10 protein-coding genes and 1 other RNA gene are annotated in these 14460 nt (G+C 69.6%); 8 read left to right on the plus strand and 3 right to left on the minus strand.

The genetic code is table 11. From position 1 onward, the window contains the following. Positions 1–33 precede the first annotated feature (33 nt). A complete protein-coding gene (rnd, locus tag ACCQ05_RS09445) occupies positions 34–1128 on the minus strand; it encodes a ribonuclease D (protein ID WP_372393601.1) in 1095 nt (364 codons plus the stop codon). Between the two features lie 148 nt (positions 1129–1276). On the opposite strand from rnd, the gene ACCQ05_RS09450 reads away from it, so the two are divergent. The 3 genes from ACCQ05_RS09450 to ACCQ05_RS09460 all read left to right on the plus strand — a co-directional run bounded on the left by ACCQ05_RS09450 (position 1277) and on the right by ACCQ05_RS09460 (position 5210). Beyond that, positions 1277–3094 (plus strand): formylglycine-generating enzyme family protein, encoded by a 1818-nt coding sequence (locus ACCQ05_RS09450; RefSeq protein ID WP_372394010.1) that lies wholly within the window; start codon positions 1277–1279, stop codon positions 3092–3094. A 462-nt stretch (positions 3095–3556) separates the two neighbouring features. Further along, positions 3557–4804, plus strand: a complete 1248-nt coding sequence (locus tag ACCQ05_RS09455) for an AcvB/VirJ family lysyl-phosphatidylglycerol hydrolase (protein WP_372393602.1) — start codon at positions 3557–3559, stop codon at positions 4802–4804. 328 nt (positions 4805–5132) lie between these two features. Then, positions 5133–5210, plus strand: a non-coding RNA gene (locus ACCQ05_RS09460) — sX9 sRNA. 4 nt (positions 5211–5214) lie between these two features. Here the strand turns inward: ACCQ05_RS09460 and xseA are convergent. Together xseA and queG are read right to left on the minus strand one after the other, a co-directional pair. After that, the gene (xseA, locus tag ACCQ05_RS09465; protein ID WP_372393603.1) at positions 5215–6552 is read right to left on the minus strand and encodes an exodeoxyribonuclease VII large subunit; all 1338 of its coding nucleotides are present in this window, start codon (positions 6550–6552) and stop codon (positions 5215–5217) included. Between the two features lie 147 nt (positions 6553–6699). Further along, complete coding sequence (gene queG, locus ACCQ05_RS09470) at positions 6700–7767, minus strand: tRNA epoxyqueuosine(34) reductase QueG (protein WP_228964516.1); 1068 nt, start codon at positions 7765–7767, stop codon at positions 6700–6702. A gap of 24 nt (positions 7768–7791) precedes the next feature. Between queG and ACCQ05_RS09475 the strand changes: the two genes are divergently transcribed. The 5 genes from ACCQ05_RS09475 (at position 7792) to ACCQ05_RS09495 (ending at position 14450) form a co-directional block, all read left to right on the plus strand. Further along, positions 7792–9279: an NAD(P)H-hydrate dehydratase gene (locus ACCQ05_RS09475; protein ID WP_372393604.1), complete on the plus strand. Its 1488-nt coding sequence runs from the start codon at positions 7792–7794 to the stop codon at positions 9277–9279. Further along, complete coding sequence (tsaE, locus tag ACCQ05_RS09480; RefSeq protein ID WP_228964518.1) at positions 9276–9776, plus strand: tRNA (adenosine(37)-N6)-threonylcarbamoyltransferase complex ATPase subunit type 1 TsaE; 501 nt, start codon at positions 9276–9278, stop codon at positions 9774–9776. Before ACCQ05_RS09475 ends, tsaE begins: the two co-directional genes overlap by 4 nt. Positions 9777–9846: 70 nt before the next feature. Beyond that, complete coding sequence (locus ACCQ05_RS09485; RefSeq protein WP_372393605.1) at positions 9847–11502, plus strand: N-acetylmuramoyl-L-alanine amidase; 1656 nt, start codon at positions 9847–9849, stop codon at positions 11500–11502. A 138-nt stretch (positions 11503–11640) separates the two neighbouring features. Next, complete coding sequence (gene mutL / locus ACCQ05_RS09490) at positions 11641–13509, plus strand: DNA mismatch repair endonuclease MutL (protein ID WP_372393606.1); 1869 nt, start codon at positions 11641–11643, stop codon at positions 13507–13509. Continuing rightward, on the plus strand, positions 13509–14450 hold the full coding sequence (locus ACCQ05_RS09495) for a DUF1684 domain-containing protein (RefSeq protein WP_372393607.1): 942 nt from the start codon (positions 13509–13511) through the stop codon (positions 14448–14450). The genes mutL and ACCQ05_RS09495 overlap by 1 nt, the downstream gene beginning before the upstream one ends. Positions 14451–14460 lie beyond the last annotated feature (10 nt).

Genomic DNA, 14460 nt, shown 5'->3' on the forward strand with positions numbered 1-14460 from the left:
CCGCATCGCTGCGGGCCTGTGTGTGCGGTTTGCTTACTTGCCCGCGCCGTTGTCCAGCAACGGCAGCAGCTGCGCTTCCAGCAACTGGCGACGCCACTGGCCCAGTGCGGCTGGCCAGTCGTGCTGCTCGATCAGGCTTTCCAGGTGTCGGCGCGAGGCCAGCAGGCCGTCCGGCAGGCCGAGCTCGCGGCTGCGCTGCGCCACCGCTTCCTGCAACCGCTTGAGCACCGCCTTGTTGCCATCGGTGGCGGCCTGCGCCAGCGGGGCGTGGTCTTCGTCGGGCAGCGGTGTGTTGAGCGCGTCCCATACCGCGTTGGCGAGCTTGCGCGGCGCCTTGGGAAATTTGTCGAACTGCTGCAGCAATGCGTCCAGGTCGGCCGGCGGAAAGCGTGCCAGCTGACTGGCCAGCTCGTTGTCCAGGATCCAGCTGCGCGGCCGATCGCTCTGGCGCGCCTGCAGATCGCGCCAGCGCAGCAAGCGCAGCAGCCGGCGCTGCGCGGCCGGCTCCAGGAACTGTGCGGTGCGCAGGCTTACATGCGGCCAGCGCTCGCCATCATCGTGCTCCACCGTGGCGAGCAGGCGCTCGGCATCTTCCTCCAGCCAGCCCAGGCGGTCCTGCTCGGTGAGACGGCGCGTGAGCGCGTCGTGGATGGCAAACAGGTAACGCACATCGTCGGCGGCGTACTCCAGTTGAGCCGGCGACAGCGGGCGCCGCATCCAGTCCGAGCGCGTCTCGCCCTTGGTCAACAGCGTGCCGGTGATTTCCTGCACCAATTTCTGGTAGCCCATGCCACCGCCCACACCGGCCAGCGCGGCGGCGATCTGGGTGTCGAACAGCGGGCGCGGCAACACGCCGCAGGCGCACTTGAAGGTGACCAGGTCCTCGCTGGCACTGTGCATCACCTTGACGATGTCGGTGGCGGTCAACCATTCGCCGAGCGCTTCGTTCATGCCCGGGACCAGCGGATCGATCAGCAGGATCTCCTCGCCGATGGCCATCTGCACCAGCGCCAGTTGCGGCCAGTAGGTGCGTTCGCGAATGAATTCGGTATCCAGGCCGATGCGCGAAGGGCGCCATGCCTGCAGGCGTTCGCTCAGCTCGGAGGGGTGGGTGATCCAATGGGGCACGTGATTTCCGTCGACAGCAAGGGTTTGCGCAGAACGCGCAGAATAGCCTAACGTCGCGATCGCCTGTCGTGCGGCAGAGCACTGGAAGGAGCAGGTGGTGGGCAAGTGTGGCAAGCGGATCGCAGCGTGGGCATGGGTCGCGCTCAGCATGTGCGGCTGTTCGCGTGCTCCCGCACCGACACCGACACCGGCACCTGTGCGCGCCCCGGCGGCGACCGCGCAGCCGGCCACGCCGAATGTGTCGATCGGCGGCGAGGAATCGGCCGAGACCGTTGCACAGTGGCAGCCGCCGGCGGTGGATCTGGGCGATGAGCCGTTGCCGCAGGCACGCAAGCGCGCCGAGCAGGCGCTGCAGGACGACCGCCTGTATCGCGACGCAGACGATGCGATTCCGTTGTACCTGGCGATCCAGCAGCGCGCCGGCGGCAAGGATGCGGCCAGCCGGCGCGGTCTGGAACGGGCACGCGCACGGTTGATCGAGCGCGGCCACGCATTGATCGCACAAAGCGACCACCAGCACGACGCGCTGGACCAGGCGCGCGAATTGGCCAGCGTCGGCATGGCGCTGGCGCCGCAGGACCCGAAGGTGCGCGCCCTGCAGCGCGAGGTGGAAACCGCCCAGCGCGTGCTCGCCTTCAATCGTGCCGGCGAGGACGACCTGCGCGCGGGTCGGCTGGGCGAAGACGGCAACGGCGCGCTGGCGAACTTCCGCGATGCCGCGCAGCTGGACCCGGATAATCCGCGTACCCGCCAGGGGCTGGCGGCGGTGGAGAGCGGGCTGCTGGAGCGCGCCGAGCGCGCTGCCGAGTCCAGCGACTTCGTCGGCGCCCGCTACTGGCTGCAGATGGCCGCGCAGGTACGCGAGCGCGCGCCCACCATCGCCGATGCGCGCGCACGGATCGAACGCCTGCGCCGCGCGCAGATCGCCGCCCTGCACGATGCCGGTCTGCACGACCTGACCTCTCCGCGCGGGCTCAAGGCCGCCGGCGAAACCCTGGCCGAGGTGCTGCGTATCGCCGACCCCGGCGACCCGATGGCCGGCGACCTGCGCCGTCGCCTGGAACTGGCCACCCACTACGGCAGCTTCCGCCCCGGGCAGGTGTTCACCGACGGGCTCAAGCTCGGCGGGCGTGGCCCGCAGATGATCGTGGTGCCGCATGGCGCCTTCCAGATGGGCGCGGGCGACGCCGAACCGGGCGCATCCGACAACGAGCGGCCGGCGCATTACGTGCGCTTCGCGCGCGGCTTCGCACTGTCGATCACCGAGGTGACGGTGGGCGAGTTCCGCCAGTTCGTCGAAGCCACCGGCGCGCGCCCGCGCGCCACCCGGCGCGGGCATTCGGTGGTGTACGACGAGCGCAGCGGCAACTTCATCCGCCGCAGCGGCGTGGACTGGCAGTCCGACTACAACGGCGCCCAGGCCGCGCCCAACAGTCCGGTCATGCACGTCAGCATCCGCGATGCCGAAGCGTATGCGGCCTGGTTGTCGGAACAGACCGGCCGCCATTACCACGTGCCCAGCGAAGCCGAATTCGAATACACGGTGCGCGCCGGTACCACCGGACGCTATCCCTGGGGCAACGCCGGCTCGCCGCCGCGCGATGCCGGCAACTTCACCGGCGGCAACGATGTCTCGCGCAGCGGCCGGCACTGGAACAACGGCTTCGTCGGGTATGGCGACGGCTTCTGGGGCCCGGCACCGGTGGGCAGCTTCCGCGCCAACGCCTGGGGCCTGCACGATATGGGCGGCAACCTGAGCGAATGGGTGGCCGACTGCTGGCACGCCAGCTATCGTCGTGCACCGGGCGATGGCGCGGCGTGGTTCAACCCGGGCTGCCGGCAGCGCATGATCCGCGGTGGCAGCTGGGCCAACTCGCCGCAGCAGACGCGCGCGGCCTGGCGGCAGTCGCAGGACTCGGACACCACCAGCGCACGCATCGGCTTCCGGGTGGCGCGCGGGATCTAGCTGCAGCGCTGCTGCAGGCCGTCCTCAGGATGTCGCGTGGCCGGCGGATGCGCGTGGGGGCATCAGGCCAGCTCCCGCAGATTCCCGTCCGGCCATCGAACCGCTGGCGCGTGTCGACCCGTGCCCCTGGCGCGAACGGACGCAGACGGCAGCTTCGCATCTGGCTGGATGCGGGGTGGGCGCGATGCGTGTGCAGGTTGATTCCACGATCACCTGCGGCATCTGCGGTTGCGTCGCTGCGCACCCGCAAGCCGACGATCGACGGCGGCCCGGTGACGCGGTGCTGCGATGTCCAGGGCGGGCAAACGGCACGCAGGTGCACCGATCCATCCGCGGCATGCACAGCCTGGCCATCGCCGCCGCGCCCGCTGGCTTAACCGCAGTGAACACAAGGCGGAGAATCCTGGAACCGGCCCGCGCGGGGCGTGGTCCAAGCGCCAGCGCTTCTGAGGGACTGCCGCGATGGGCATGGGGATCAAACTGTTTCGTTGGGTCATGGCGATCCTGCTGATCGGCGGCAGCGGCTACGCGGTGGCGCGGCACCTGCAGGACGGCAACACCGCCGGCCATTATCGTTCGGTGGAGGTGATCCGCCCCGAGGGCACGCCCAAGGCGATGGTGATACTGCTACCCAACAGCGGCCACCCGGAGCAGGCGCAACAACTGGCCGACATGCTGAGCAACGACGGCGCGCTGGTCGCGGTGGTCGATACCGCCAGCTATCGCGAGCGGGTGCGCTCGCATCACGCGGCCTGCAGCTCGCTGGCCGACGATGCCGAACGGCTGGGCAAGAAACTCCTACGCGCCGAGCATGTGGATGCCTTCCTGCCGCCGGTGCTGGTGGGGCAGGGCGATGGTGCGGTGCTGGCGCGGCAGGCGCTGGCATCGGCGCCGCCCGATGTGCTCGGCGGCGCCGTGGTGGCCGATGCCGGCACGACGGACGCAGGGCTGGCGTGCGCGCGCGACGTGCACGATGCCAATCAGGGGTTCCTGGACGACCTGGTGGACGACGCCAGCCCGATGCAGATCGCCACCGCCACGCGCGGCCATTTCCAGACCGCGCAGGCACAAGGCCTGGGCGATCTGCCGCTGGTGGAACTGCACGCACCCGGCAGCGACCGCCTGGTGGTGATGCTGTCCGGCGATGGTGGCTGGCGCGAGCTGGACAAGGGCATTGCCGCGCAGTTGCAGCAGCGGGGCGTGTCGGTGGTGGGCTGGAACAGCCTGCGCTATTTCTGGGCCAGCCGCACGCCACAGCAGATCGGCGCGGATCTGGACCGGGTCATCGCCGCCTACCGGCAGCGCTGGCATATCCAGCACGTGGCGCTGGTCGGCTATTCGTTCGGGGCCGACGTGCTGCCATTCGCCTACCCGGAGCTGTCGCCGCAGCAGCGCGCCTCGGTGCAATTCGTCAGCCTGCTCGGCCTTGGCCATCAGGCCGATTTCAAGGTGCGCGTCGGTGGCTGGCTGGGCTGGCACAACGATGCCGAGCGCGATGTGGAGCCCGCACTGCAGGCGTTGGACACGCAGCGCGTGCAATGCATCTACGGCACCGAAGAAAAGGACACACTGTGCCCCGAACTGCGCGCACGCGGCGTGGAGGTGCTGGCGCGGCCGGGTGGTCATCACTTCGATCACGACCCGGTGGTACTGACCAACCTGCTGATGCAGGGCTGGCAGCATGCCGCGCAGTTGCCGGCGCGGGGCTGAGTCGGAACACAGGCCCGCTGCAGCTACGCGGTGAGCGTGGATGGCAAAACATAGCCGGCAGTCGTTGGGCCGGTGGCCAGGACGTATGGGTGCGCAATGCACGAGCGGCCCAGAAAAATTCAGGGCGGCGGCTGCGCAGCCGCCTGAGAGGCGCTCCCGGTCGGGCGCAGCCGGAGCGCGGCAGCAATGGGGCCCCTCGCAGGTGCGGCAGCCCCTGCATCTGCACGCTGCTACGTGCAGTCAATAAACGATTGCGCAGTCCTGTGGGGGCCGCTGCCGTTGCTCCGAATCGGCAGGCTCCATGCGTGCGCTCCGGGTCCGAACCGGCATGTACCACGTGTGGGCTCCGGTTCCGAGCAGGCCTTCCACGCCCAACCTGACGACTGCTCGCCACCTTCTGTCAGCCGCTCTCACTCGTCGCCAGGCTCCACCCGCACAGCGATGCTGCCGTCTGCCAGCTGCGCACGCAGGCGCTCGCCCGGGGCCACCTCGGCGGCGCTGCGGATCACCTGTCCATCTGCCGGGCGCGTCACGATGGCATAGCCGCGTGCCACAGTAGCCAGCGGGCTCACCGCTTCCAGCGAGCGCACCACGCTGCGCAACCTCAAGTGATCGTGCTGCAGACGCCGTTGCATGGCGGCTTGCGGATGCGCGGCGCGCAAGCGCTGCTGCAGGCTGGCCAGATTGCGCTGCGGGGTGTGCGCCTGCAACCGCGTCTGCCCGCGCTGCAGGCGGGCCTGCAGGCGTTCCAGCAACTGGGTCATGCACCCGTGCAGGCGGCGTGCGGCGTCCTCCTGCCGGCGTTGCAGCAGGTGCAGGCGCGCCTGCGGGCTCTGCGCGCGCAAGCGCAAGGCCAGCCGGTCGGCGCGCTGCATCGCGTTGCCCAGGGCGTGCTGCTGCAGCTGGGCAAGGCGGGTGCGTGCGCGACGGACCCGCGCCAGCAGTTCGCGCTGGTCGGGCACCAGCAGTTCGGCCGCCACCGAAGGCGTGGGTGCTCGCACGTCGGCGACGAAATCGCTGAGGCTGAAGTCGGTTTCGTGCCCCACCGCCGACACGACCGGCGTCTGTGCGGCGGCGATCGCACGCGCCAGCGCTTCGTCGTTGAAGGCCCAAAGGTCTTCCAGCGAGCCGCCGCCGCGGGTGATCAGGATGACGTCGTAGCGCGCCGAGGCATCGGCGCGCTGCAGCAGCGCGGTGATCTGCGCCGCGGCGCTGTCGCCCTGTACCAGCGACGGCAGCAGGTCCACTTCCAGCAACGGGAAACGCCGTGCCAGCACGCTGAGCACGTCGCGCACTGCCGCACCGCTGGGCGAGGTGATCACCGCCAGCCGCCGCACATGCGCAGGCAGGGCTCGCTTGCGCTCGGCGTCGAACAGGCCTTCGGCGGCCAGCCGCGCACGCAGCGCGTCGAAGGCGCGGCGCAGCGCGCCTTCGCCGGCTTCTTCCATATGGTCGAGCACCAGCTGGTAGTCGCCACGCGCTTCGTACAGGGTGAGCCGTCCGCGCGCGAGCACGCGCAGGCCCTCGCGCGGCTGGAACTTCAGCCAGGTGCTCTTGGGTTTGAACATCGCGCAGCGGATCTGCGCGCGCGCATCCTTGAGCGTGAAGTACAGATGCCCCGACGAGGGACGGGTGACGCTGCTCAGTTCGGCTTCCACCCAGACCAGCGGGAAGCTGCCTTCGAGCAGGTCGCGCGCCAGCGTGTTGAGCTGGCTGGGGGTGAGGATCTGTTGGGTGCGTTCGGCCATCGCCGCATTATCCCGCAGCGGCGCAGATCCTGTGCGATCGGCCGAGGTGACGCCATGACGCCCCGGCTGCAGCGATGGTTGATTGCGCGCGACGAGGTGGCCGCAACTGGCTGTGGAGCACGGCGCGGTTGAGCGGATATCGCAGACTCACAGGCCGTGCTGCGCCAGCGCCCAGCCCACGTGCTCGCGCACCAGTGCGGACTCATCGTGCCGGCGCGCTTGCAGCGACGCCAGTACCTCCGGCGTGCCCGGCGCATTGCCCAGGCCCACCGCGATGTTGCGCAGCCAGCGTTCGTGTCCGCTGCGGCGGATCGGGCTGCCTTCGGTGCGCTGCAGGAACTCGGCCTGGTCCCAGGCGAACAGCTGCGGCAGGGTGGCCACGTCCAGCTCGTTGCGGGCGCGGAAGTCGGCTTCGTCGGTGCGCTTGGCGAACTTGTTCCAGGGGCAGATCAGCTGGCAGTCGTCGCAACCGAAGATGCGGTTGCCGATCGGCTTGCGCATGTCTTCGGGAATGGCGCCATCGTGTTCGATGGTGAGATAGGCGATGCAGCGGCGCGCATCCAGCCGGTAGGGGGCGATGATGGCCTGGGTCGGGCAGATGTCGATGCAGCGCGTGCAGGTACCGCAGTGCGCGGTGGCCGGGGTGTCGATCGGCAGCGGCAGGTCCAGGTAGATCTCGCCCAGGAAGAACCACGAGCCGCCGTTGCGATCGATCAGGCAGGTGTGTTTGCCGATCCAGCCCAGCCCGGCGTTGCGCGCCAGCGCGCGCTCCAGCACCGGTGCCGAATCGACGAAGACGCGGTAGCCGAAGGTGCCGATCTCGCCCTGGATGCGTTCGGCCAGCTTCTGCAGCCGGTTGCGCATCAGTTTGTGGTAGTCGCGCCCCAGGGCGTAGCGCGCCACGTAGGCGCGGGTGCCGTCGTGCAAGGTGTTCCAGGCGTCGGTGTCGTCCTTGCGGCCGTAATCCATGCCCACCGACAACACCCGCAAGGTGCCCGGCACCAGCTCCTGCGGGCGCGAGCGCTTGTCGCCGTGCTGGGCCATCCAGTGCATCGTGCCGTACAGGCCTTCTGCCAGCCAGCTGCGCAGATGCGCTTCGTCTTCGCCCAGTTCGATACCGGTGATGCCGCAGCGTTGGAAGCCCGCTTCGCGCGCAAGCACGCGGATGCGCGCGGCAGCATCGGTAGGGTCAGGACGGGCGAGGACGGCGGACATGGCGACAAGTATAGAATTCCCGGCATGTACGCACCGCTCGCTCTTTACGACATCGCTGCAGCGCGCACGCTCGATGCGCGGGCCACCACGCTGCTCGGTGGCGATGGCTATACGCTGATGCAACGCGCCGGCCAGGCCGCCTGGCAGTGGCTGCTGGAGCGCTGGCCGCAGGCGCGCCACATCGTGGTGGTATGCGGCACCGGCAACAACGGTGGCGATGGCTATGTGCTGGCGCGGCTGGCGCAGCGGGCCGGGCGCCAGGTGCGGGTGGTGCATCTGCCCGGGCACGGACCTGGCTCGGTCCTGGCACAGCGCGCCTGCACCGACTATCTGGCGGTGGGCGGCGCCATCGAACTGTTTCCGTATCCGCTGGCGCAGGCCGATGTCATCGTCGATGCGCTGTTCGGGATCGGCCTGAACCGGGCGCCGGATGCGCCGACCGCCGCGCTGATCGAGGCCATCAATGCGGCCGGTCGCCCGGTGCTGGCGCTGGATGTGCCCAGCGGCATCGATGCCGATCACGGCGTGGCCTTCGGCACCGCCGTGCGTGCGGAGGCCACCCTGCAGTTCATCGTGCCGCACGTCGGCCTGCATACCGGCGATGCGCTGGAGTACTCCGGCGAGCGTGGCATCGCACCGCTGGACGTGCCCCCCTCCGCCTTCGATGGGCTGGTGCCCGCCGCGCACGGCTGGGAGAGCGGCGCACTGGCCGCGCAGTTGCGCCCACGTCGGCGCAACACCCACAAGGGCGAATCCGGGCGGGTGCTGTGCGTTGGCGGCAATTTCGGCAGTGGTGGCGCCATCCTGTTGGCTGCCGAGGCGGCACTGCGTAGCGGTGCCGGGCTGGTGCAGGTGGTCACGCGGGCCGAGCATGTTGCGCCGTTGCTGGCGCGCTGCCCCGAGGCGATGGCGCGCGCAGTGCAGGCCGGCGACGAAATCGCCGCTCTCGCCGAGGCCGCCGATGTGGTCGCGCTCGGGCCAGGGCTGGGCCAGGACGCCTGGGCGCAGGCGTTGTGGCGGGCCGCGCTGGCGACCGACACGCCGCTGGTCATCGATGCCGATGCGCTGAACCTGCTGGCCGGCCATCCGCTGCCCGCGCGTGGCCCACGCGTGCTCACCCCGCATCCTGGCGAGGCTGGGCGCCTGCTCGGGGTGTCGACCGGGGACGTCCAGCGCGACCGCCTTTCCGCCGCCGCCGCGCTGGCGCAGCGCTACGACGCGGTGGTGGTGCTCAAGGGCGCCGGCAGCGTGGTCGCTGCGCCGCACGCAGTGCCGCGCATCATCGACGCCGGCAATCCCGGCATGGCGGTCGGTGGCATGGGCGATCTGCTGACCGGTGTGATCGCCGCCTTGCTGGGGCAGGGCTGGTCGCCCTTCGATGCCGCCAGCCTGGGCGCCCTGCTGCACGGCTGTGCCGGCGATGCGGCCGCCTGCGAGGGCGAGCGCGGGCTGTTGCCGACCGACCTACTGCTGCCGCTGCGCCGCCTTGCCAACTCCGGAAGCCGTCCATGACCCAGATCGACGCCCAGCTGATCGACGCCGACGCCACCGAAGCCCTGGGCCGCGCGCTGGCGGCGGTGCGTCCCACCGCTGCGGTGGTGCAACTGCATGGCGACCTGGGCGCCGGCAAATCCACCCTGGCGCGCGCCTTGTTGCGCGCGCTCGGCGTCACCGGCCCCATCCGCAGCCCCACCTACACCCTGATCGAGCGCTATCCGCTGGCTAGCGGCGACGAGGCCTGGCACCTGGATCTGTACCGCATCGGCAACGCGGGCGAATTGGATTTCCTCGGCCTGGACGAAGGCAGCGCCAGCCTGTGGTTGATCGAATGGCCCGAGCGCGGTGCGGGGGCGCTGCCGCCGGTGGATCTGGATGTGGAACTGGCGGTGGACGGCGACGGGCGTCGTGTGCGCCTGCTCGGTCGCAGCGCGACCGGGCGCGACTGGCTGAAGGCGCTGGCTGATCATGGCGAGTTGCAGCCCCTTTTTGCTGGCGAACAGGAAGAATGAACGCCAGGTTACGGATTATTAAGGGAAATCACCTTGCAATTCACATGCGTGGATGATTGAATCCAGCGCCATGACACCGGGGATCCGCCAATTCTGTGTTTCCGCCCTGACCGCCAGCCTCAGCCTGGCGGTTTTTGCTGCCTGGGCCGGCGAAATCAAGAACATCGGCGTGACCACCGGCGCCACTGGCACACGGGCCGAGATCCAACTCGCCGGTAGCGGTGGCTTCAAGACCTTGTCGCTGGCCAATCCGCACCGCCTGGTGGTGGATTTCCCGGATTCGGCGGCGGCACGTGGCCTCAAGCTGCCGGCCGCTGCCGGCCTGGTGACCTCGGTGCGCACGGGTCAGCCCGTGCCGGGCACGTTTCGGGTGGTGTTCGAACTCGCAAGCCCGGTCACCGCGTTGAAGCCGCAAATGCAGACCCTGGGCAGCGCGTCAACGCTGGTGGTCGAGTGGCCGGGCGATCCGATGCCGGCAACCGCACCTGCGGTGGCTGCGAGCGCGCCGCCGCCGCCGCGCCCGCTCACTGCACAGGCCGAAGCCGCGCGTGCCACCGCAGCACTGGCTGCCTCGGCACAACGCGCGGTCTCCGCTGCGCCGCCGCCAGCACCGACACCTGTTCCGCAGCCTGCTGCTACTCCGGTTGCTGTTGCTGTTCCTGCATCTGCCATGCCGACCGTCACACCGGCTGCGGTGCCCACCACGGTTGCCACCGGCGTGCCGACGCCGCGTCCAGGCACCGCCGCTGCCGCTACCGGCGCCCCCGTGCGCGCCGCGGGCAGCGCCGGTCAGACGGGCGGCGCGACTGCCGCCGCCATTCTCAATGGCGCAAGCGCACCGACCGGCGTCGCGGCGGCGGGCATGTCCACGCCAGGCGCGGCCGTTGCCGGTGCGGACGGCGACGCGCCGCCGCGTCCGGTGCTGCCCAGCGAAGCGTCGCGGGTCAAGATGGCGCCGGGCATGCGGCCGTTGATCGTCGCCATCGATCCCGGCCATGGCGGCCAGGATCCGGGCGCGATGGGCCCCACCGGCAAGCGCGAAAAGGACGTCACCCTGGCCGTGGGCCGTGAGCTGGCGCGTCAGATCAACGCCACGCCCGGCATGAAGGCCTATCTGACGCGCGATACCGACGTGTTCATTCCCTTGCCGATGCGCGCGCAAAAAGCGCGCGCTGCAAAGGCCGACATCTTCATCTCGATCCATGCCGACGCGGCGGAAAACCGCAGCGCCACCGGCTCGTCGGTGTATGTGCTCTCGACCAAGGGCGCGTCCTCGCAGCGCGCGCGCTGGCTGGCCGACAAGGAAAATGCCGCCGATCTGGTCGGCGGCGTGCGCCTGCAGCAGACCGAAAGCACCCTGGCCAACGTGTTGCTGGATCTTGCGCAAAGCGGCCACATGAAGGCGTCCGAAGACGCAGCTGGGCATGTGCTGGGTGGCCTCAAGCGCATCGGCAACAACCACAAGCCGCAGCTGGAGCGCGCCAACTTCGCGGTGCTGCGCACTTCGGACATGCCGGCGATGCTGGTGGAAACGGCCTTCATCTCCAATCCGGACGAAGAGCGTCGCCTGATCGATCCGGCCTACCAGCGCAAGATCGCCGCCGCCGTGCTGGATGGCATCGATACCTTCTTCACCCGCCAACCGCCGCCGGGTACCTTGTTTGCGGCACGCGCGCAGGCCGAGGCCGAGGCCGCCGCGGGCACCGTGGCCGGCGGCAGCCGCTGACACGCTCGGCTATCATTCGGCCTTGATTCCCGAGATGCCGGCGCCTGTGCGCCGCCGGGTTGCCGTGCCGAGGTCTGTCTTGTCCGTGTCACCCCCGATGTTCCGCATGCCGCGCGTCCTGCGCCGGAGTGCGCGCTGATGGCGATCCGTCAGCTGCCCGAGATCCTGATCAACCAGATCGCTGCCGGCGAGGTCGTCGAGCGGCCTGCCTCGGTGGTCAAGGAACTGGTCGAGAACGCGCTCGATGCCGGCGCCACCCGCGTGGACATCGATCTGGAGGAAGGCGGCGTGCGCCTGATCCGTATCCGCGACAATGGCGGCGGCATCACGCCGGAAGAGTTGCCGCTGGCGGTGTCGCGCCATGCCACCAGCAAGATCGCCTCGCTGGACGATCTGGAAACCGTGGCTACGCTGGGGTTTCGCGGCGAAGCGCTGCCGTCGATCGCCTCGGTCAGCCGCTTTTCCCTGATCTCGCGCCGCCGCGATGCCGAGCACGGCTCGGCGCTGCAGATCGAAGGCGGGCGCCTGGGCGAGGTGACCCCGCATGCGCACGCGCCCGGCACCACGGTGGAAGTGCGCGAGCTGTTCTTCAACGTACCGGCGCGGCGCAAGTTCCTGCGCGCCGAGCGCACCGAGCTGGGGCATATCGAAGAGTGGCTGCGTTCGTTGGCGCTGGCGCGGCCGGACGTGGAATTGCGTGTCTCGCACAACGGCAAGCCATCGCGCCGGTACAAGCCGGGCGATCTGTATTCGGATGCGCGGCTGGGCGAAACGCTGGGCGAGGACTTCGCACGTCAGGCCCTGCGGGTGGATCACAGCGGCGCCGGCCTGCGCCTGCACGGCTGGGTGGCGCAACCGCATTACTCGCGCGCCAGCACCGACCAGCAATATCTCTACGTCAACGGCCGCTCGGTACGCGACCGCAGCGTCGCGCATGCGGTCAAGATGGCCTACGGCGATGTGCTGTTCCATGGTCGCCAACCGGCCTACGTCTTGTTCCTGGAACTGGATCCGGCGCGGGTGGACGTCAATGTGCATCCGGCCAAGCACGAAGTGCGGTTCCGCGAGGCGCGGCTGATCCACGATTTCGTCTACCGCACCTTGCAGGATGCGCTGGCGCACACGCGCGCCGGTGCCATGCCCGGCAGCATCGGCAGCGATGCGGCCGGTGACGCCCTGGTTGCGCCGGGTGCGCCCGGTAACTTCGGTGGCGGCGCCGCCAGTCATGGTCCTGCCGCGGGCGGTGGCTCGGCGGGCTATGCCAACTGGCGTCCGTCGCAGACGCCGCTCGGCCTGCGCGTGGACGAGGCCCGCGCGGCCTACAGCGCGCTGTATGCACCGCCCGACAGCGCCGCGCAACCGTCGAGCGATCTGCCGGTGGTCTCCGGCACTGGCCTGCCTCCGACTACCGCAGACAGTGGCGTGCCGCCACTCGGCTATGCCGTGGCGCAGTTGCACGGCATCTACATCCTGGCCGAGAACGCCGAAGGCCTGATCGTGGTGGACATGCACGCCGCGCACGAACGCATCGGCTACGAACGCCTGAAGAATGCCCACGACAGCATCGGCCTGCATGCGCAGCCGCTGCTGGTGCCGATGACGCTGGCAGTGGGCGAGCGCGAGGCCGATACCGCCGAGCGCGAAGCCGACACCCTGTCCAGCCTGGGCTTCGACATCACCCGTGCGGGCCCGCAATCGCTGCATGTGCGCAGCATTCCCGCGCTGCTGGCCAATGCTGAGCCGGAAGCCTTGCTGCGCGACGTGCTGGGCGATCTGCGCGAGCATGGCCAGAGCCGCCGCATCGCCAGTGCCCGCGACGAGCTGCTGTCGACCATGGCCTGCCACGGCGCGGTGCGCGCCAATCGTCGCCTCACCGTGCCGGAAATGAACGCCTTGCTGCGCGACATGGAAGCCACCGAACGCTCCGGTCAATGCAACCATGGCCGACCCACCTGGGCTCGGTTTACGCTGGGCGAAATCGATCGTTGGTTTCTCAGGGGGCGGTAATGGCGGTGCAGGGGGAGAAGGGCAGGTTGCTGGTGCTGCTGGCGGCAACGACATTGGCGCTGCTCGGTTGCGGCCGCGATGCGCCGCCGGCGGCTGCGCCGGTGGTGCTGGACAAGGCTTTCCTGGCAGATACCGCCGCCTGGCGCGAAAGCCGCCTGGAAGAACTGCGCGCGCCCGATGGCTGGACCAGCCTGGTCGGCCTGCACTGGCTCACGCTGAAGGCGCATTACATCGGCCGCAGTGCCGACAGCGGCATCAGGCTCGCGGTCGGGCCGCCCAAGATGGGCATGGTGTCCACCGAAGGCACGACCGTGTGGTTCGTGCCCGAGCGCGGCGCCGCGCTCACCGTCGATGGCAAGCCGCTGACCGGCAGGATCCGCTTCCAGTCCGATCGCGATCCGCAGCCCACCCTGATCCGTTTCGACGACGGCAAGGGCGTGCTCAGCCTGATCCATCGCGGCGACCGTTACGCGCTGCGGGTCAAGCACGCCGATGCACCGTCGCGCACCGCATTCACCGGATTGGATGACTGGCCGGTGGATCCGTCCTGGCGCATCAGTGCGCGTTACGTGCCCAACGATGTCGGCAAGACCTTGCCGATCGTGGACATCGTCGGCATCACCACCGCGCAGGCCAATGCCGGCGCGATCGAATTCGAACGCGATGGCAAGACCTATCGCCTGGAAACGATCGGCGAGCCGGGTCGCCCGGGTTTCGTGGTGTTCGCCGATCGCACCAGCGGGCACGGCAGCTATCCGGCCGGCCGCTTCCTGGACCTGGAGGTGCCCGATGCCTCCGGGCACGTGGTGGTGGATTTCAATCGTGCCTACAACCCGCCGTGCGCGTTCACGCCCTTTGCCACCTGCCCATTGCCGCCACCGGAGAACCGCATCGACCTGGCGGTCACGGCGGGCGAGAAGACCTACAAGGTGCCGCACTGACATGGCGAGG

The sequence above is a fragment of the Xanthomonas sp. NCPPB 3582 genome (assembly GCF_041475735.2).
In the GTDB taxonomy this organism is placed as follows: Bacteria; Pseudomonadota; Gammaproteobacteria; order Xanthomonadales; family Xanthomonadaceae; genus Xanthomonas; species Xanthomonas codiaei.